Source organism: Methylobacterium aerolatum (assembly GCF_022179085.1).
GTDB classification, from domain to species: Bacteria; Pseudomonadota; Alphaproteobacteria; order Rhizobiales; family Beijerinckiaceae; genus Methylobacterium; species Methylobacterium aerolatum.
Genome location: NZ_BPQE01000029.1, coordinates 1 through 18,357 on the forward strand (window position 1 = coordinate 1; position 18,357 = coordinate 18,357).

Below are 18,357 nucleotides of genomic sequence, written 5' to 3' on the forward strand. Positions count from 1 at the left end.
GGGGAACTGGTAGCGGTAGCTTACCTGCGTGTCCGAGAAGAGGAAGAACGGGCCGCTCTCCACCACGGTGGTCGCCTCGGGCGCCACCGGCGCCGAGGAGGCCGTCCCGAGTTCCTTGGCGTCCGCCGCGCCCGCCATCCCGAGCGGCAGCAACGCGGCCGCGATCCGACAAGCCTTGATCATGTCCGCCCCCGTTCCCCGTGAAGCCGCCTTCAGTGCGAAGCGTCGGCCCGCAACCCCTCGCGCTGGCGCGCCACCGCCTCCGGCGTGACGGCCTTGTCCTGCCCGCCCCACTCCGCCCGCATCCAGGTCGCGAGGTCGGCCAGCGCCGCGTCGTCGATCAGGGCGGCGAAGGGCGGCATGGCCTCCATCCGCTCGTGTCCGGGGAAGCGCTGCGCGGGGAGCCCCACGAGGATCGCCCGCAGGAGGCCGCCCGGATTCGCGACCCGCATCGCCGTGTTGGTCCGCAGGGGCACCGAGACGTGGGGGATGCCCTCCCCGGCCTGCCCGTGGCACCCGGCGCAGAGCCCGGCATAGGTTGCCCTGGCGCGCAGCGAGACGGCCTGCGGGACGGCGGCCGGCGCCGGCGCGGGCGGCGTCTCCGGCTCGGCCGGCAGGGCGTCGCGGTCGAAGAGGTAGGCCGAGAGGGCGGCGAGGTCCGCCGCGTCCATGTGCTGCGTCGAGAAATGCACCACGTCGAACATCTGGTGCGTGGCCCCGCCCTGGGGCGAGAGGCCCTTGGCCATGAAGCGCGCGAGGCCGTGCGGCTCGAACCCCATCCGGCGCAGGCCCGAGGGCGTGATGTCCGGCGCCTCGATCCCCTCGATCACCGCCCCCTGGAGGGCCGCGCCGGACCGCATCGCCTGGAGGGCGTTGCGGGGGGTATGGCACTCGCCGCAATGGCCCAGCGCCTCCGCCACGTAGCGCCCCCGGTTCCACAGGGGAGAGCGGGCGGGATCGGGTTCGGCCACTTCGGCCGGCAGGTTCAAGAAATTCCAGGCGGCGAGGGTCCAGCGCTGGTCGAAGGGGAAGGGCAGCGTGTTCGCCTTGTTCGCCACCGCCACGGGCGGGCGGGTCATCAGGTAGGCGTAGAGCGCGTCCACGTCCTCCGGCGAGAGGCCGCGATACGAGGTGTAGGGCATGGCCGGGTAGAGGTGCCGTCCGCCCGGCGCGATCCCGTCCCGGATCGCGCGGTGGAACGCGGCCCGGCTCCAGCCGCCGATCCCCTCCGCGCTCGGGGAGATGTTGGTGGCGTGGATGATGCCGAAGGGCGTCTCCAGCGGCAGGCCGCCCGCCCAGGGGGCGCCGCCCCGCGCCGTGTGACAGGCGAAGCAATCGGCCGCCGCTGCCACCTTGGCGCCCTGGGGCGCCAGGGCCTTCATCGCCTCGGGGGTCAGCGGCGTCTCGACGTCCCGCGCCACGGCGCTGCGTTCGAGCACGCCCGAGGCGAGGAGTCCGGCGGCCACGAGGCCCGTCGCGGCGAGCAGGGCCCCGATGCGCCGGGCCGGCGTCGAGAGGGGGAGGAAGGCCATGGCGCGTCTCAGGCGATGGTGAGGCCAGGGGTCGCCAGCACGAGATCGCGCACGGCTTGGTGATAGCGGACGTAGCCGGTGCAGCGGCAGATGTGCGGGTCCAGGGCGTCGGTGACGACGCGCTCGACCTCGTCCCGGCGGACGGGCTTGCGCTTCAGCGTTTCGATGAGCACGCTCGCCCCGGTCACGAAGCCCGGCGTGCAGTAGCCGCACTGGAAGGCGAAGTTCTCGACGAAGGCCTGCTGCACGGGCGAGAGCACCACGGTCCCGTCCGGTTCCGTGCGGGCATGGCCCTCCACCGTGCGGATGCTCTTGCCCTCGAACCAGTGGGCGCCGGTGATGCAGGTGCGCATCTCGCGCGGTCCCGTCTCCTCGTCCAGCATCACGGTGCAGGCGTGGCAGATGCCCTGGCCGCAACCCATCCGGCTGCCGGTGAGGCCCAGCCATTCGTGCAGGACGTCGAGGAGGCTCGTGCCCACGGGCACGGGGATGGGGCCGACCGGCTCGCCGTTCACGCGCAGCGTCAGGTCGCGGATTTCGATGGCGGCGCTCATGCCAGTGCCTCGCGGATACGCTCGGGCCGGATGGGAAGGTCGTGGAAGCGATGGCCGATGGCGTGGGCCACGGCGTTGGCGAGGGCCGGGACGACGGCAATCATCACCACCTCCGCGATGCCCTTGGGCGGGTCGGTCTCGGAGAGCGGCGGCAGGATCTCCACCGTCTGGTTCCAGGGAGCGACGTCCCTGGCGCGGGGCAGCTCGTAGCGGTTCCAGTTCCAGGTGCCGTCGCCGGGGCCGTCCTCGTAGAGGGGCAACACCTCCTTGAGGGCGTGGCCGATCCCCATGGCGAGCCCGCCCTGCACCTGCCCCGAGACCAGGGCGGGCACGATCTGGCGGCCGCATTCGAGGATCGAGTGGTGGGAGAGGATCGTCACCTCGCCGCTGGCGGTGTCGACGGCGACCTCCGCCAGCGTCGCCATCGGCGAGTAGTAGGTGGTGCCGACGTTGTTGCGCTGGGTCGGCGGATAGAAGGCCGCCGTCCGGGGCAGGAAGTGCCAGCCCGCCGTGTCCATCAGGGCGCGGCGCTCCGGGGCGGCCCCCGCGCCGTAGCGCAGCGACAGGGCGTCGATGGGCAGCCGCGTCCGCCCCGTGCCGGGCAGGTCGAACTCGGCCTCCGCCCATTGCCAGCGGTTGAAGGTGTGGAGGGTCACGCCCACGGCCAAGCCGAGCCGGTGGGCCTCGGCGGCGACCTCGGCCAGCGACAGGGCGGGGAGCCCGCCGCCGCGCACCTCTCCGTCCGCGAGGCGCAGGCCGTCGCGGGTGATCTCGTTGTACGAGGCGAGCGCGCCGCCCTTCCCACCCCGCGCCCAGAGGGAGCGCGCGGCGGGCCAGATCGCGTGGTCGGCCAGGAACCGCGCCGCCGTGCGGGTGGCGTGGCCGAGGTAGTAGGCCGAGTTCGTCGCGCTCATCGGCGAGGTGAAGCGCGGGGTCCAGCGGGGATCCTGCGCCCGGCGGTCCTCCTCGGCCTGGGGCGTGGTGTAGGGCTGGTCGGTGGTGTGCAGGGGCATCTCGGGCCAGCGCACCACGCCGAACTCGGTCTCCGACGGCACCCGGCCGAGGATCTCGCCGACCATCGCCGCCTGGGAGGTGGTGACGCCGGGCCCCATCTCGTGGGCGACGTGGCGCAGGCGCAGGCGGCCCTGCGCATCGAGTTCGAGGGAGGCGACCGCCGCCTCGGCGCCGGTGCCGTAATCCTTGTGGACCTGGGCGAAGCCGACGCCGTAGCGGCGGCCGGGATGGGCGGCCTCGTAGGCCACCTTCCGCGCCACGCGCTCCCGCCAGAGCGGATGGGCGGCGGCCTTGTGCAGGATCTCCTCGTTGCGCAGGGCCCCGGCCGGGACGGCGCCCTGGCTGTTGCGCTGGCCGGTGCGCATCACGTTGCGCAGGCGGAGCTCGATGGCGTCGATCCGCAAGAGCGCGGCGGCCTCGTCCACCAGCATCTCGGTGGCGGACATCGTTTGCAGCGTGCCGAAGCCCCTCGTCGATCCGGCCTCGACGGCCCGGGAGGCGAGTGCGATGGCCTGGAAGTCGCTCTTGGGCAGGTAGTAGATCGACTGCGCGGCGGTGGCGCCGACGAAGGAGACCGCCACCGAGTAGTTCGGACGCCCTCCCCCGTCGCAGGCATAGCGCCCCGTCATGGCCCGGAAGCGCCCGCTTGCCCGGTCGACGAGCAGGGCGGTGTCCATGTGGAAGGCGTGGCGCTTCAGGCCGTTCTGGAACTGCTCGAACCGGTCGTTGGCGAGGCGCACCGGCCGCCCGTCCGCGTAGAGCGCGGCGACGACGCAGAGGAACGGGAAGATGTGGTGGTCCTTCGTCCCGTAGCCGACGGTGTAGCCGACCTTGAGGTCCACCTCCTTGAGGGGGAAGCGGGATTTGGCGACGAGGCCGGCGGCGGCCTCGGCCACATCGTAGGGCGACTGCGTCGCCATCATCAGGTGCAGGATGCCGGTCGCCGGATCGTACCAGACGTTGCCGTTGTCGGCCTCCATGGCCGAGGCGTCCGTCGATTGCGACCGGTAGGTCCGGCGCATCACGAGGGCGTCCTCCCCCGCGCCGTCGATCTCGGCGGCGATGGCGGCGGCCGCCGCCATGCCCTTGGGGAAGGCGCCCTCCTGGCCGGGGGCGGGCCAAGCGGGCTTGTCGCCGGAAAAGCCCGCGAAGATCGGCGAGTGCTCGTAGGGCGAGAAGCGGTCGGGCGCGTCCGGGGTCTCGCCCTCGATCCGCACCCAGCGCGAGGCGCCGTAATGGGCGGGGGGCTTCGCACCCGTCGCCTCGCCGAACCGCACCACGTCGTCCGCGAAGCGCAGCGCGCGCTTGGCCGCGGCGAATCGGGGGAAATCGTAGAAGATCAGGATCGCCACCGGTTGCCCGAGGAGGCGGGGCGTCTCGCCCTGAGGCACGAGGAACCAGTCGCCGAAGAAGTCGGCATGGGGCACGGCCACCCCGTCCGCCACCAGATCCTCGTGCCGCACGATGCGGTCCGGCTGGAGGGAGGCGGGCAGGCGCGAGAGGTCGAGGCCGGTGAACCGGCGGTCGGCGCAGGTCGCGGCGATCAGCAGGGCGTGGGCCTGACGGTCCGGCCAGCCGGGGAGGTCCTTCGCGCGGTAATCCCGCGAGAAGGTCTTGGAGCCCGTCACCTTGGCGACGGCGTCGAGGCGGTAGCGGGGGCGCCCGGGGGCGGCCCAGGCCGGGCCGTCCGAGGGGCTCGCCTCCATGAGCCGGGCCTGGGCCGGGGGCGCCAGGACGGAGACCTTCACGGCGATGCCCGCCGCCGTGCCGGCCTTCAGGAAGCTGCGCCGCGAGAGCGCTCGGGTGGGGTCGGCAGCGTCGTGCTGGATCGCCATGGCGTGTCCCCTCAGGCCCGGTCCAGGGCGGCGGCGTGCGGGAAGGCCGGGGCCTCGTCGGCCGCGTGGTGCTCCGATCCGGCGCCCAGGCGGTCGGAGTTCAGGAGCAGGTTGAGGACGATGGCCCCGATGGCGCCCAGCGTGATGCCGCTGTGCAGGATCGGCCCGGCCCAGTCCGGCGCCGTGGCGGCGAAGAGTTTCGGCGCCGCCATCGGGATGAGGCTGAGCCCGATGCTCACCGCCACGACGATCTGGTTGCGCCGGTCGCCGAGGTCGGCGCCGCCGACGATCTTGAGCCCCGCCGCCGCGACCATGCCGAAGATCACGATGCCGGCGCCGCCCAGCACCGCGGGCGGGATGGAGGCCACCACGAAGGCGACCTTCGGCAGCAGGCTGACGCCGAGGATGATGAACCCCGCCGCGACCGTGACGTAGCGGCTGCGGACCCGCGTCATGTTCACGAGGCCGACGTTCTGGGAGAAGGAGGTGTGCGGGAAGGTGTTGAGGCAGCCCGCCAGCAGGGTGGAGAGCGAGTCCGCCATCAGGCCGCGGGTCAGGGTGCGCTTGTCCACCGGCTTGCCGACGATGTCGCCGACGGCCAGGAACATGCCGGTCGATTCCACCAGCGTGACCATCATCACGATGCACATGGCCGCCACCGCCGTGAGGTGGAAGGTCGGCCAGCCGAAGTGGAAGGGCGTGACGAGGGCGACGAGCGGGCGCTCGGCCAGCCCGTCGAGGCGGAACAGGCCCAGCGGCCACGCGAGGCACAGGCCTGCCACGAGGCCGATCAGCACCGCGACGTTGGCGAGGAACCCCGTGGCGAAGCGGCTGACCACCAGGATCACCGCCAGCACGAAGGCCGCGACGCCGAGATGGACCGGCGCGCCGAAATCCGGGGCACCGAAGCCGCCGCCCGCCCAGTTGATCCCCACCGGCAGGAGCGTGACGCCGATGATCAGGATGACGGTCCCGGTGACGAGGGGCGGGAAGAAGCCGGCGAGCTTGGAGAAGAAGGGGCGCAGCAGCAGCCCGAAGATCCCGGCGCCGATCGTGGCGCCGAAGATGCCTGGCAGGCCGATCGTCGGATCCTGGGCCATCGCCACCATCGGGCCGACCGCCGCGAAGCTGACGCCCATGATCACCGGCAGGCGGACGCCGAAGGGGCCGAAGCCCAGCGACTGGATCAGGATCGCGAGGCCCGTCACGAGCAGGTCGCAGTTGATGAGATAGGCCACGGTCTCGGCGGGCAGGTTCATCGCCGCGCCGAGGATGAGCGGCGGCGCCACGGCCCCCGCGCTCATCACGAGCACGTGCTGCATGCCGTAGGCGAGGAGCTTCGGCAGGGGCGGGATCGCATCGACCGCATCCGCCCCGGGAAGATGCGTGTCCTGAGCCGTCTGGGGTGTGTGTGCCACGGGCGTGTCCTCCGCCAGCCGGGACCTTGTGAGGCGTCGTCCCGTGATGGTGTCGTCAGGGATCCGCCACCGGCAGCCGGGCCTCTTCCGGGTCCGGGCCGTCCGATGCGGGTGGGTGCCAGTCTCGGGGGGAGGAGCGGCGCCTCGCCTCCGCGGGAGGGCCGGCCGTCGCGGGCCGCCTTCCGGTCATGCGCCGCCGACTTGGCTGGCTCTCGAACTTTGCATGGCTGGCGCTGAAAGCCATGCGCGAATTTCGGAAGCAGTTTGCGAAAATTCGCCAAGGTCGGCGGGCGTCGGCTTGGCCTATGCTAGGGGTGCTGACGGCCCCCGAGACGGTGCGCCCGGCACGGCGTTCCTGCCGCCAGACGGGCGGCATCTGGCCGTGGGGGGGGCGGCGCGGCCTGTCCGGCGCTGCCCTGGGGCGCGCCCGGAGAGATGCGATGACATCCCTGCTACTGACGAACGCCGACATCCTGGTGACGATGGATGCGGCGCGCCGGGAGATCCCCGGCGGCGCGGTCTACGTCGAGGACAACCGCATCGTCGCGGTCGGCCCTGCCGCCGAGGTGCCGACCACGGCCGACACGGTGCTCGACATGCGCGGCCACGCGGTGATGCCGGGCCTCGTGAACACCCACCACCACATGTACCAGACCCTGACCCGCGCGGTGCCCGCCGCGCAGGATGCCGAGCTGTTCGGCTGGCTGAAGGCCCTCTACCCCATCTGGGCGCGGCTGACGCCCGAGATGGTCCGCGTCTCGACGCAGACGGCCATGGCGGAACTGATCCTGTCGGGCTGCACCACGTCGAGCGACCACCTCTACATCTACCCGAACGGCTGCCGCCTGGACGATTCCATCGAGGGCGCCGAGGAGATCGGGATGCGCTTCCACGCGGCGCGGGGCGCGATGAGCGTCGGCGAGAGCGCGGGCGGCCTGCCCCCGGACTCGGTGGTCGAGGACGAGGCGGCGATCCTGAAGGACACCGAGCGGCTGATCGCGCGCTGGCACGACCCGTCGCGCTTCTCGATGCGGCGGATCGTGGTGGCGCCGTGCTCGCCCTTCTCGGTGAGCCGCGAGCTGATGCGCGATGCGGCGATCCTGGCCCGGCGGCACGGCGTCTCGCTCCACACCCACCTCGCCGAGAACGACAACGACGTCGCCTACAGCCTCGAGAAGTTCGGCATGACGCCGGCCGACTACGCCGCCGACCTCGGCTGGACCGGGCCGGACGTGTGGCACGCCCACTGCGTCAAGCTCGACGAGGCGGGCATCGCCCTGTTCGGCCGCACCGGCACCGGCGTCGCCCACTGCCCCTGCTCCAACATGCGGCTCGCCTCGGGCATCGCGCCGATCCGGCGGATGCGCTGCGAGGGCGTCTCCGTCGGGCTCGGCGTCGACGGCTCGGCCTCGAACGACGGCTCGCACATGCTGGGCGAGGCGCGCCAGGCCATGCTGCTCGCCCGCGTCGGCTTCGGCCCCGCCGCCATGACGGCCCGGGAGGCGCTGGAGATCGGCACCCTCGGCGGCGCGAAGGTGCTGAACCGCGACGACATCGGCGCCCTCGCGCCCGGCATGGCCGCCGACATCGTGGCCTTCGACCTGCGCGGCCTGGAGATGGCCGGCGCCCTGCACGACCCCGTCGCCGCCCTCACCTTCTGCGCGCCGCAGAAGGTCGCCTGGAGCATCATCGACGGTAGAATCGTGGTGCGCGAGGGCCGGCTGACGACCCTCGACACGACGGCGCTGGCCGCCCGGCACAATGCGCTCGCGGCGGCCCTGGTGCGGGGGGAGGCGTAGCAGGCGCCGCCGTCATTGCGAGCGAAGCGAAGCAATCCAGCAGCGCCACGTCCGGAGAGGTCCTGCTTCCCTGGATGGCTTCGCTGACGCTCGCAATGACGGTGTAACCTCTAAAACTCCACCTCGACCGCCAGCCCCTTGGCCACGGCGAGGTCCACCGCCGCCGAGGCGACGGCCAGATCCTGCAGGCCGACGCCGGTGCCGTCGAACAGGGTGATTTCCCCGTCCGAGGTCCGGCCGGGATGGTCGCCGTTGATGACGGCGCCGATCTCCACGATGGCGCCCTCGGCGATCAGCCCGCGGGCGATGGCGTGCTGCGCCTCGCCGATGCTCACGGACTGCGCCACCTCGTCGGTGAAGACCGTGGCCTTGGCGAGAATATCGGCCTCCACCTCCTGCTTGCCCTTGGTGTCCGTGCCCATGCAGGCGAGGTGCGTGCCGGGGCGGACCTGGGACGCCTTCAGGATCGGGTCGAAGGAGGAGGTGATCGTCACGATCACGTCGGCCTCAGTGCCGAGCCGGTCGAGGTCCACCGCCTCGAAGGGCACGCCGTGCTCCCGCGCCACCGCCTCCATCCGGCCGAACATGCCGGGGTGCAGATTCCAGGCGACGACGCGCTCGAAGGGCCGCTGCGCCAGGGCGGCGCGGAGCTGGAAGGCCGATTGGTGCCCCGCGCCGATCATGCCGAGCACCCGCGCGTCCGACCGGGCGAGGTGCCGGATCGAGATGGCGGAGGCCGCCGCCGTGCGGAGCGCCGTCAGGAGGTTGCCCCCCACCACCGCCCGGCAGCGGCCCGTGTCGGCATCGAACAGGAACACGCTCGATTGGTGGTTGGTCAGGCCCTTGCCCATGTTGCCGGGCCAGAAGCCGCCGGCCTTGAGGCCGAGCGCCAAGCTCTCCCGGTCGAACCCGGACTTGAAGCCGTAAAGGGCGTCGGCATGGCCGAGGGCCTCGCGCACCACCGGAAAGTTCCGGGCGCTGCGCTTGGCCATGGAGGCGAAGACCTTTTCGACCGCCGCGACGCAATCCTCCAGGGTGACGAGCCCGTCGATGGCCTTCTCGGGAACGATGATCATGGGGACTGGACCCTCGGTTCGTGGATCGGGGACGTCATGGGCTTCAAAAGGGACCGGGTCCCTGTTGCGGGTGCAGGGCGGAACCCTGCAAGACCGGTCTCCTGCCCCCTTCCGGGGGCAAGCGACCGGTTCGTCGGGGTTTCCCCCGACACCCCACCGAAGGGACTGAAGTCCCTTCGGAAACCCTCGGGATCAATACGCCTTGCCGCGGGCCGAGACCGGCCACAGGGTCTCGACCTGGCCGTTGCGCACGCCGACATACCAGTCGTGGACGTTGCAGGTCGGGTCGCAATGGCCGGGGACGAGGCGCAACTTGTCGTTGACCTTGAGCCTGCCCTGCGGATCCTCGATGACGCCGTGCTCGTCCGAGCACTTGATGTATTTGACGTCCTCGCGCCCGTAGATGAAAGGCAGGCCGGAATCGACCGACTGCGCCTTGAGGCCCGCGTCGCAGATCGCCTTGTCGGCCTTGGCATGGCTCATGACGCTGGTGAGGATGAACAGGGCGTTCTTCCACTCGCCCGCGTCGATGCGCTTGCCGTCCCGGTCGAGGATGCGCCCGTAATCCGCGTCCATGAAGGCGTAGCTGCCGCATTGCAGCTCGTTGTAGAGGCCCGACTCGGTCTCGAAATAGTAGCTGCCGGTGCCGCCGCCGCTCACGAGTTCCGGCTTCAGCCCCTCGCGGGTCAGCCCCTCGACCGCGTCGCGGACCTGGGCGATGGCGGCGTCGAGCTTGGCGCGGCGCTCCTCGAAGCCGTCGATGTGCTGCATGGCGCCCTGGTAGGCCTGGATGCCGGCAAAGCGCAGGTTCGGCGCCGCCGCGACCGCCTTGGCGATGGCGACCACGTCGGGCGTGGTCTTCACGCCGCAGCGCCCGGCCCCGCAATCGATCTCGACGAAGCAGTCGAGCTGCGTGCCGTGCTTCTGCGCGGCCGCCGAGAGGTCGGCCACGTTCGCCACGTCGTCGAGGCAGACGATGATGCGCGCGCCGTAGCGCGGGAGCCGCGCCAGCCGGTCGATCTTGGCCGGGTCGCGCACTTGGTTGGAGACGAGGATGTCGGTGATCCCGGCGCGGGCGAAGACTTCCGCCTCCGAGACCTTCTGGCAGCACACGCCGCAGGCGCCGCCGAGCTCCTGCTGGAGCTTCAGCACGTCGACGGATTTGTGCATCTTGCCGTGGGCGCGGTGGCGCATCCCGTGCGCCCTGGCGTAGTCGCCCATCTTGCGGATGTTGCTCTCCAGCGCGTCGAGATCGAGGATCAGGCAGGGCGTCTGGATCTCGTCCTCGCGCATGCCGGGCAGCGCAGGGACGTCGTAGCCGACTTCAAGCTCGGTAGTCCGGGCGAAACGCTCGGTAGTCCGGGCCAAGGGGTGCATCGTGGTCGCTCCTTCTGCTGCCAGCTATTGCCAGGGCATCTTGTCGAGATCGACGTTGCCGCCGGTGATGATCACGCCGACGCGCTGGCCCGCGAAGACGTGGGGGTTCCTGAGGATGGCGGCGAGCGGCACGGCGCTCGACGGCTCCATGACGATCTTCAGCCGCTTCCAGATGAGCTGCATCGCCGCGACGATCTCGGCCTCGGAGACGGTGAGGATGTCCGTGACGTGGCGGCTCACGAAGTGCCACGTCAGGTCCTTCAGCGGCACCTTCAGGCCGTCCGCCACCGTCACCGGCGCATCGTCGGCGATGATGCGGCCGGCCTTCAGGCTGCGGTGGGCGTCGTCCGCCTGCTCCGGCTCGGCGGCGTAGATGCGGATGCCCGGCGCCAGGGCGGAGAGTGTCAGGCAGGTGCCCGAGACCATGCCGCCTCCGCCGATCGGGGCGATCACCGCGTCGAGGCCCTCGACCTGCGCGATGAGTTCCCGGGCGCAGGTCGCCTGCCCCGCGATCACCCGAGGGTCGTTGTAGGGGTGGACGAATTCGGCGCCGGTCTCCGCCACGACCTCCGCGAACACCGCCTCGCGGGAGGTGGTGGAGGGCTCGCATTCCACTACCCGGCCGCCGTAGCCGCGCACGGCGTCCTTCTTGGCCTGGGGGGCGGTGCGCGGCATCACCACCGTGCAGGGAATGCCCCGGCGACCCGCCGCGTAGGACAGGCAGGTGCCGTGGTTGCCGGAGGAGTGGGTCGCCACGCCCCGCGCCGCCTGCGCCTCGGTGAGGCTGAAGACCGCGTTCGAAGCGCCCCGCGCCTTGAAGGCCCCGGCCTTCTGCAGGTTCTCGCACTTGAAGAACAGCGAGGCGCCCGCCGCCCCGTCGATGAACCGGGAGGTCAGGACCGGGGTCTCGTGGATGTGCGGGCGGATGCGCTCGTGGGCGGCCAGCACGTCGTCCAGGGTGGGCGGCGAGGCGGGGGCGAGGGTGGGCGTGGTCATCGTCCCCTCCCTCACGCCGCCGCGCGCAGGTCCGAGGCGGCCGCGCCCCGGTACACCGCCTGCGCCGCCGCGACGCCGGAGCCGAGCTCGATGCGCAGACCGCAATCGGCCATCGCCATCTCCGCCGCCGCGAGGCCGGCGAGCGCCATCACGTCCGTGAGGCTGCCGAGATGGCCGATGCGGAAGACCTTGCCCGCCACCTCCCCGAGGCCGACGCCGAAGGCGACGTCGTAGTGCTGGGCGGCGCGGGTGACGATCCGCGTGGCGTCGAAGCCCTCCGGCGTGCGGATGGCGCTCACCGTGTCGGAGTAGAGGTCGGGCCGGGCGGCGCAGAGCTCAAGGCCCCAGGCCGCCACCGCCGCGCGGATGCCGTCGGCGATGCGGCGGTGCCGGGCGAAGACGGTCTCCAGGCCCTCCGCCAGGAGCAGCTCCGTCGAGAGCTTCAGGCCGTTCAGGAGGCCGACCGAGGGCGTGTAGGGATAGGCGCCGGTCGGGTAGCCCTTCGCCATGTCGCGGACGTCGAAATAGGTCCGCGGCAGGGTGGCGGCCGCCGTCGCCGCCATGGCCTTCGGCGAGAACGCCGTGATCGCGAGTCCGGCGGGGAGCATGAAGCCCTTCTGCGAGCCGGTGACGGCGACATCGACGCCCCACTCGTCCATGCGGAAATCCATGGAGGCGATGGAGCTGACGCCATCGACGAGGAGGAGCGCCGGGTGGCCGCTGGCGTCGAGCGCCCGGCGCACGGCGGCGACATCCGAGCGGACGCCCGTCGCGGTCTCGTTGTGGGTGACGAGCACGGCCTTGATGCGGTGGGCCTTGTCGGCCGCGAGCGCCTCGGCGAACCGGTCCACCGGCGCGCCCTCGCCCCAGGGCGCCTCGATCACCCGGACGTCGAGCCCGTGGCGGCGGGCCATGTCGATCCAGCGGTGGCTGAACATCCCGTGCCGGGCGGCGAGCACGCCGTCGCCCACGCCGAGCGTGTTGGAGAGCGCCGTCTCCCACCCGCCCGTGGCGGTGGAGGGAAAGATGAAGACCTCGGCCGTCTCGCTCTTCAGGATCTTCTTCACGCCGGACAGCGCCGGGTGCAAGATCTGCGCGAAATGCGGCGAGCGATGATCGAGCGTCGGCATGTCGGACGCCCGGCGAAGCACTTCCGGCATGTTGGTCGGGCCGGGGATGAAAACGGGATTTTGCGCGAACATCGGGGGCGTTCTCCTCCAATAGCTGAAGGATAGCACCACCATTCCCACAATGATATTTTCTTGAAAATCTTTTTCATTCCGCTTCGCCGCTCGAAAAACCGTGTTTCTGGAATGTCTTGCCTTTTTCCGTTGAACGAAAAATTTTTTCACCCTACGCAGGTGTCGAGGGTCCCTGCGCAGGAGGACGGGATGGAGACCGGGCATCGGCGGCGTGGCCGTCCCAAGGGATTCGCCGGGGCCAAACCGGCCTCGACGATCCAGGCCCTCGACCGGGCGCTCGACGTGCTGGACGTCCTGGCGGGGGGCGACGGGCTGACCCTGTCGGAACTGGCGGGCCGGCTGGACCAGTCGGTGGCGACGATGCACCGGGTGCTCGCGACGCTGGAGCGGCGGGCCTTCGTGGAGATCAGCCCCGACACGCAGGAATGGCATGTGGGGGCGGAGGCCTACCGGCTCGGCTCGGCCTTCCTGCGCCGCCACAACGTGGTCGAGCGCAGCCGCCCGACGCTCTGGACCCTGATGCAGGAGACGGGCGAGACCTCCAATCTCGGCGTCGAGAAGGAGGGCAGCGTCCTCTTCGTCAGCCAGGTCGAGACCCACGAGACGATCCGCGCCTTCTTCCCGCCGGGCTCCCTGTCGCCCTTGCACGCCTCGGGCATCGGCAAGGCGCTGCTCGGCACCTACCCGCCGGACCGGACCGAGCGCCTGTTCCGGGACCGGGCCTTCCAGCGCTTCACGGACAAGACCATCGGCTCCCTGGCGGCGTTGCGCGAGGACATCGCGGCGACGCGCCGCCGGGGCTACGCCATCGACGACGAGGAGCGGACCATCGGGATGCGCTGCGTCGCGGCGCCGATCCTGAACTTCCACGGCGAGGCCATCGCCGGGATCTCGGTCTCGGGCCCGACGCATCGCCTCACCGACGACACGCTGGAGGCCATCGGCGAGCGCGTGCGCAGGGGCGCGGCCACCGTCTCGCGCCTGCTCGGCGCGGAGCTGGACGACGACGGAGCGCCGCGGAGGTCGGCGTAGCCGCCCCGCGGCGGGGAGGGTCAGGCGATCCGGGGTTGGGCGACCGGCGCGTCGAGGATCTCGGCCGTGTCGGTCGTCACCTCGCCGTTCAGCACGCGGTGGGCCTGCGCCCGGTCGATGTCGCCCTCCCAGGCGGCGATCACCACCGTGGCCACGCAGTTGCCGATCAGGTTGCCCAGCGCCCGGGCGATGCCGATGAACCAGTCCACCGACAGGACCAGCACCAGTCCGATCACCGGAATCTCCGGCACCGCCGACAGGGTCGCCGCCAGCACGACGATGGCCGAGCCCGGGACGCCGTGCGCCCCCTTCGAGGTGAGCAGCGCGATGCCGAGGATCAGCATCAGGTGCCCGAAGGACAGCTCGGTGTTGGTCGCCTGGGCGATGAAGACCGTGGCGAGGGTGAGGTACAGGGAGAAGGCGTCGAGGTTGAAGGAATAGCCCGTCGGGATCACGAGGCCGACGGTCGAGTCCTTGATGCCGAGGCGCTCCAGCTTGCGCATCACCTGCGGCAGCACGCTGTCGGAGGAGGCGGTGCCCGCCACGACCGTCAGCTCCTCGCGCAGGTAGGCCAGGAGCTTGACGATGCTGAAGCCCGCCATCCGCATGATGCCGCCGAGCACAACCAGCACGAAGATGGCGACGCCGACGTAGAACAGGGCCACCAGCTTGCCGAGCTGGGCGAGCGATCCGACGCCGTACTTGCCCACCGTGAACGCCACCGCGCCGAGAACCCCCAGCGGCGCGAGCTTCACGATGAAGCCGATGACCTTGAACAGCACCTCGGTGATGCGCTCCAGGCTGTCCGCCAGCGGCTTGCCGCGTTCGCCGAGGAGCGCGAGGCCCGAGCCGAACAGGATCGCGAGGATGAGCACTTGGAGGATGTCGCCCTTGGCGAAGGCGTCGACGAAGGTCGTCGGCACGAGCTTCATCAGGAAGTCGACGGTGCCCGTCACCTGCCCGACCTTGTCCGTGTAGCCGGCGATCGCCTTGGCATCGAGGGAGGCGACATCGACGTTCATGCCGTGGCCGGGGGCGGCGACGTAGGCGAGGACGAGGCCGAGCACCAGGGCGATCGTCGTCACCCCCTCGAAGTAGATGAGCGACTTCAGGCCGACGCGGCCGACCTTCCGCAGGTCCCCGGCCCCGACGATGCCGTGCACGACGACGCCGAAGACGAGGGGCGCGATCGCCATCTTGATGAGCTTGATGAAGGCGTCCCCGAGGGGCTTGAGGGTCACCGCGAAGCCGGGCCAGACCACGCCCACGATCACCCCGAGGATCAGGGCGGCGACCACCTGCCCGAACAGCGACGAGACGAACCGCTTCATCGTACCCACTCCTCGGCTATGCACGGTCGGTCATGAGTGGAATCGTGCAGGACGGCGAGACCGAATGGCCGCGTTCGGCACAATCGTGCTGCGATATTGAGACGTCAAATATTTTTTTGATTGCGTTTGAGACGTTGCATGTCTCAGATGCGGCATGGAGCTCCGCCATCTGCGCTACTTCGCGGCCGTCGCGAAGCACCTCAGCTTCACCGCCGCCGCGGAGAGCCTCGGCGTCGCGCAGCCGCCGCTCAGCCAGCAGATCCGAGATCTCGAGGCCGAGATCGGAACCCCGCTCTTCGCGCGCACGACCCGCCGCGTCGCTCTGACGAAGGCGGGCATGGATTTCCAGGCCCAGGCCCTCGCCATCCTGGAGAAGGCGGGCGAGGCGGTGGACCGCGCCCGGGCGATCGGCTCCGGCACGGCGGGCATCCTCAACGTCGGCCTGACGGGCTCCATGCTCGCGGGTCCCCTCGGCCCCGCGATCAAGGATTTCGCGCGGGGTTACCCCGAGGTCGAACTGCACCTTCACGAGATGGCCCCGGACCGGCAGATCGCGATGCTGAAGGAGGGCCGGACCGACGTGAGCCTGCTACGCTGCCCGCCGCCGGATCCCGACCTCGCCCGCGCGCTGGCCTGGCGGGAGGGCGTCAGCCTCGTGCTGCCCAGGGGGCACCCGAAGGTGCGCGGGACGGATCACCGGCTCGCGGGCGGGCCGATCGCCCTGGCCGACCTCGCGGAGGAGACCTTCGTCTTTTTCCGCTTGGTGGATTCCCTGTTCGCCAAGCACCTCTGGCAATGCTGCGTCGAGGCCGGGTTCGAGCCGCGCATCGCCTACCAAGTGGTGGAGGCGGCCTCGCTCACGAGCCTCGTGGCGGCGGGTCTCGGCATCGCCATCATCCCCGAGAGCGTGGCCCGCCTCGCCCATGCCGACGTGGTCTACCGCCCGGTGCGCGGCCCCCGGATCCAGGCCGACGTCCACGCCCTGTGGACTAAGACGACGGAACCGCTCATCGCCACCTTCGTCGAGACGGTGCGCGGGGCGGCGGCCCGGTGAGGCGTGCCCGCCTCACTCGCGGCGGCCGCCTGCGCCCGCCTCAGCGTCGGGCTCTTGGGCCGGCTTGCCCGGCAGCACGAAGACCTGCCCGGGATAGATCAGGTCGGGATCGCGGATCTGATCCTGGTTCGCATCGTAGATCAGGGTGTAGCGCACACCCTCGCCGTAGGCGCGCCGGCTGATCCTCCACAGGCTGTCGCCCCGGACGATGCGCGCCGTCTCGATGCCGGGGACGTAGACTTCGGAGGCGTTCTTCGCCGGGCCGGGCGCGGAGTTGGCGGCGAGGCTGCCGGTGCTGCTCGGCGGCCGGGGCCGCTCCGCCGGATCGTCGCGCCGGGCCTGCGACCCGCCGGCGTCGCCCCGCGGATCCTGCGGGCCGGCGGCGTACTCCACCCCGTCGTCGCGGCCGGGGACGGGCGCCTGGAACGGCACCTCGGCCCGGTCGCGCACCTTGCCGGTGGCGGGATCCACGAGGTCGAGGCGCACGGTGTAGGCGCCCGGCTTGACGCCCTGTCCGATGGTGAAGGTCACGGTGCCGTCGCGCCCCACGGTGGCGGGGGCGATCAGCGTGTCGTTGAGGTAGAGCCGCAGGTCGGCGCCCGGCGCTCCCCGCGCGGTCACAAACAGCCGACCACCCTCCTGGGCATCGATGCTGACGATCTTGGGCGCCGTCGCGGCGTCGGGCCGGTCCGTCCGGGTGGCGCGATCCGTCCCGTCGCGGCTCCGGGCGTCCGCGTCGGCCTGCGAGCCGGTCGCCGGGGCTCCCTCCCCCGCGGGCGAGGCGCCGTCACCGCGGCCCGACGCATCGGCCTCGGCGGAACCGCCGCCTCGCGTCGGCCGGGGGGGCGCGGCGGCCGGCCCGGACGCGACCGGGCCGCCAGTGGCCGGACGATCCGGCTGGGACAGGACCACGGTCGGCCTGTCGGGGGTGGTGACGGCGATCAGCGGCTTCGCGTCCCGGGACGGCGACACCACCACGGCGACCGTGGCGGACGAGCGGTGCTCGGCGCCCTGGGCATCCGTCGCGCGCAGGCCGACCTCGCTGCTGCCCGTGGGCAGCGTCAGCGGCGGGAGGGTGAACCAGCCGTCGGCGTCGGCCTTCGCGCTCGCCACGGGCTTGCCGTCGACGAGCAACGCGACGGTGGAATTCGGGGCAGCCCGCCCGGCGACCACGGCATCGCCGGTGGGATCGACGCGCACGACATCGAAGCTCGGCGCGGTCACGGGGGGAACGGCCGGGGGGAACGGAGCGAGCGCGGGCGGCGCCGGAGCGGCGGCCTGCCGGTTCGGCTCGCGGGCCGCGTGGGGCTCGCCCAACGCCTGCGCTCCCGGCCTCGGCCCGGCCTCGGGCGGCGGCGTGGGCGTCCGCGTGGGGGACGAACCGGTTCCGGAGCGCGGGCCGGCTTCGGGATCGGAGAGGATCGCCAGGGGCGAGCCGCCGTCGGCCGGGCGCGGCGCGGGCCCGAACAGGGCGTCGCGGCGCACGTAGGCGATGCCGGCGATCCCGATCAGGAGCAGGCCGAGGAGGAGACCGGCCGCAAGTCTGCGGCGCCGGCCGGGTGTTGGATGCGGGAGCCGCACGGGGTCCTCCACGGTGTGCAGGGGGCGGCTCTGGGAGCGTCGTCCGCCGAACAGGGCCCTCAGGACCCCGAGGCCGACGAGGAGCGAGAGCAGGGCGGTGACGAGAATGCGGCGCGGGCCGGTCGACATGGCGTGCGGATCCCCTGATGGCGTGGAGGGGATCGGCGAGGCCGATCCGTCGGCGGGCCGCAGCGTTCACCGGGTGGCGGCCGCGGCCTCGGGGGGCGGTGCCGGTCCGGCCCGGATCGCGTCGCATCGCCCGGGAGTCACGGTGCGACGGACGCGATCCAGCCGGCGCCGGCCCCGGCGTCAGTGCTTGCCGGTGATCTTGTCGGCGATGTTCTTGGCGCCGTCCTTGACGTCGCCGACGGTCTTCTGGGTCTCGCCCTTCAGTTCCTGGGCCTTGCCCTCGGCCACGAGCTTGTCGTTGCCGGTGGCGTTGCCCACCGCCTGCTTGACGTTGCCGACGGCCTCGTTGGCCAGACCCTTGAGCTTGTCGGTGGTGCTGCTCATCGTGTGCGCTCCTGTGTGCTGTGGGGGCCGGAGGCTCCGGCCG

General features: G+C 71.7%; 14 protein-coding genes and 1 pseudogene. 3 read left to right on the forward strand and 12 right to left on the reverse strand.

Annotation, left to right across the window (positions count from 1 at the left end; genetic code table 11):
* From MFF06_RS18815 to MFF06_RS18835, 5 genes and pseudogenes are all read right to left on the reverse strand, one after another.
* Window positions 1–183, reverse strand: a pseudogene (locus tag MFF06_RS18815) (hypothetical protein); the annotation flags it as partial.
* 29 nt (window positions 184–212) lie between these two features.
* Complete coding sequence (locus MFF06_RS18820; protein ID WP_238206797.1) at window positions 213–1,532, reverse strand: cytochrome c; 1,320 nt, start codon at window positions 1,530–1,532, stop codon at window positions 213–215.
* Between the two features lie 8 nt (window positions 1,533–1,540).
* Window positions 1,541–2,086, reverse strand: a complete 546-nt coding sequence (locus MFF06_RS18825) for a (2Fe-2S)-binding protein (RefSeq protein WP_238206799.1) — start codon at window positions 2,084–2,086, stop codon at window positions 1,541–1,543.
* Window positions 2,083–4,935, reverse strand: coding sequence for a xanthine dehydrogenase family protein molybdopterin-binding subunit (locus MFF06_RS18830; protein ID WP_238206809.1), 2,853 nt, complete (start codon window positions 4,933–4,935; stop codon window positions 2,083–2,085). Before MFF06_RS18830 ends, MFF06_RS18825 begins: the two co-directional genes overlap by 4 nt.
* Before the next feature lie 11 nt (window positions 4,936–4,946).
* On the reverse strand, window positions 4,947–6,353 hold the full coding sequence (locus MFF06_RS18835; RefSeq protein WP_238206811.1) for a nucleobase:cation symporter-2 family protein: 1,407 nt from the start codon (window positions 6,351–6,353) through the stop codon (window positions 4,947–4,949).
* A 440-nt stretch (window positions 6,354–6,793) separates the two neighbouring features.
* On the opposite strand from MFF06_RS18835, the gene MFF06_RS18840 reads away from it, so the two are divergent.
* The gene (locus tag MFF06_RS18840; protein ID WP_238206813.1) at window positions 6,794–8,152 is read left to right on the forward strand and encodes an 8-oxoguanine deaminase; all 1,359 of its coding nucleotides are present in this window, start codon (window positions 6,794–6,796) and stop codon (window positions 8,150–8,152) included.
* A gap of 110 nt (window positions 8,153–8,262) precedes the next feature.
* Here the strand turns inward: MFF06_RS18840 and bhcD are convergent, their stop codons facing one another.
* The 4 genes from bhcD to bhcA all read right to left on the reverse strand — a co-directional run bounded on the left by bhcD (window position 8,263) and on the right by bhcA (window position 12,803).
* On the reverse strand, window positions 8,263–9,228 hold the full coding sequence (gene bhcD / locus MFF06_RS18845) for an iminosuccinate reductase BhcD (protein ID WP_238206815.1): 966 nt from the start codon (window positions 9,226–9,228) through the stop codon (window positions 8,263–8,265).
* Window positions 9,229–9,420: 192 nt separating this feature from the next.
* Window positions 9,421–10,605: a 3-hydroxy-D-aspartate aldolase BhcC gene (bhcC, locus tag MFF06_RS18850; RefSeq protein WP_238206817.1), complete on the reverse strand. Its 1,185-nt coding sequence runs from the start codon at window positions 10,603–10,605 to the stop codon at window positions 9,421–9,423.
* Window positions 10,606–10,629: 24 nt separating this feature from the next.
* Window positions 10,630–11,601, reverse strand: coding sequence for a beta-hydroxyaspartate dehydratase BhcB (gene bhcB / locus MFF06_RS18855; RefSeq protein ID WP_238206819.1), 972 nt, complete (start codon window positions 11,599–11,601; stop codon window positions 10,630–10,632).
* An 11-nt stretch (window positions 11,602–11,612) separates the two neighbouring features.
* Entirely contained in the window at window positions 11,613–12,803 is a 1,191-nt protein-coding gene (bhcA, locus tag MFF06_RS18860) for an L-aspartate--glyoxylate aminotransferase BhcA (protein ID WP_238206821.1), read from the reverse strand.
* Window positions 12,804–12,992: 189 nt separating this feature from the next.
* Here bhcA and bhcR point away from each other — a divergent pair, with 189 nt between their 5' ends.
* A complete protein-coding gene (bhcR, locus tag MFF06_RS18865; protein WP_238206822.1) occupies window positions 12,993–13,835 on the forward strand; it encodes an HTH-type transcriptional regulator BhcR in 843 nt (280 codons plus the stop codon).
* A gap of 20 nt (window positions 13,836–13,855) precedes the next feature.
* On the opposite strand, the gene MFF06_RS18870 is transcribed toward bhcR, so the two are convergent.
* Window positions 13,856–15,166 carry a dicarboxylate/amino acid:cation symporter gene (locus tag MFF06_RS18870; RefSeq protein ID WP_238206824.1) on the reverse strand — a complete coding sequence of 437 codons (1,311 nt, stop codon included), beginning with the start codon at window positions 15,164–15,166 and terminating at the stop codon, window positions 13,856–13,858.
* Between the two features lie 154 nt (window positions 15,167–15,320).
* Between MFF06_RS18870 and MFF06_RS18875 the strand changes: the two genes are divergently transcribed.
* Window positions 15,321–16,220 carry a LysR family transcriptional regulator gene (locus tag MFF06_RS18875; RefSeq protein ID WP_238206826.1) on the forward strand — a complete coding sequence of 300 codons (900 nt, stop codon included), beginning with the start codon at window positions 15,321–15,323 and terminating at the stop codon, window positions 16,218–16,220.
* A gap of 12 nt (window positions 16,221–16,232) precedes the next feature.
* Here the strand turns inward: MFF06_RS18875 and MFF06_RS18880 are convergent, their stop codons facing one another.
* Both MFF06_RS18880 and MFF06_RS18885 read right to left on the reverse strand, forming a co-directional pair.
* Window positions 16,233–17,930: a LysM peptidoglycan-binding domain-containing protein gene (locus MFF06_RS18880; RefSeq protein ID WP_238206828.1), complete on the reverse strand. Its 1,698-nt coding sequence runs from the start codon at window positions 17,928–17,930 to the stop codon at window positions 16,233–16,235.
* 180 nt (window positions 17,931–18,110) lie between these two features.
* The gene (locus MFF06_RS18885) at window positions 18,111–18,314 is read right to left on the reverse strand and encodes a CsbD family protein (RefSeq protein WP_238204013.1); all 204 of its coding nucleotides are present in this window, start codon (window positions 18,312–18,314) and stop codon (window positions 18,111–18,113) included.
* Window positions 18,315–18,357 lie beyond the last annotated feature (43 nt).

Coding starts and splice junctions, on each gene's coding strand:
- bhcC (WP_238206817.1), bottom strand. CDS start 10,605: ATGCACCCCTTGGCCCGGACTACCGAGCGTTTCGCCCGGACTACCGAG.
- bhcB (WP_238206819.1), bottom strand. CDS start 11,601: ATGACCACGCCCACCCTCGCCCCCGCCTCGCCGCCCACCCTGGACGAC.
- MFF06_RS18880 (WP_238206828.1), bottom strand. CDS start 17,930: ATGTCGACCGGCCCGCGCCGCATTCTCGTCACCGCCCTGCTCTCGCTC.
- MFF06_RS18830 (WP_238206809.1), bottom strand. CDS start 4,935: ATGGCGATCCAGCACGACGCTGCCGACCCCACCCGAGCGCTCTCGCGG.
- bhcR (WP_238206822.1), top strand. CDS start 12,993: ATGGAGACCGGGCATCGGCGGCGTGGCCGTCCCAAGGGATTCGCCGGG.
- MFF06_RS18875 (WP_238206826.1), top strand. CDS start 15,321: ATGGAGCTCCGCCATCTGCGCTACTTCGCGGCCGTCGCGAAGCACCTC.
- bhcA (WP_238206821.1), bottom strand. CDS start 12,803: ATGTTCGCGCAAAATCCCGTTTTCATCCCCGGCCCGACCAACATGCCG.
- MFF06_RS18840 (WP_238206813.1), top strand. CDS start 6,794: ATGACATCCCTGCTACTGACGAACGCCGACATCCTGGTGACGATGGAT.
- MFF06_RS18870 (WP_238206824.1), bottom strand. CDS start 15,166: ATGAAGCGGTTCGTCTCGTCGCTGTTCGGGCAGGTGGTCGCCGCCCTG.
- bhcD (WP_238206815.1), bottom strand. CDS start 9,228: ATGATCATCGTTCCCGAGAAGGCCATCGACGGGCTCGTCACCCTGGAG.
- MFF06_RS18820 (WP_238206797.1), bottom strand. CDS start 1,532: ATGGCCTTCCTCCCCCTCTCGACGCCGGCCCGGCGCATCGGGGCCCTG.
- MFF06_RS18885 (WP_238204013.1), bottom strand. CDS start 18,314: ATGAGCAGCACCACCGACAAGCTCAAGGGTCTGGCCAACGAGGCCGTC.
- MFF06_RS18825 (WP_238206799.1), bottom strand. CDS start 2,086: ATGAGCGCCGCCATCGAAATCCGCGACCTGACGCTGCGCGTGAACGGC.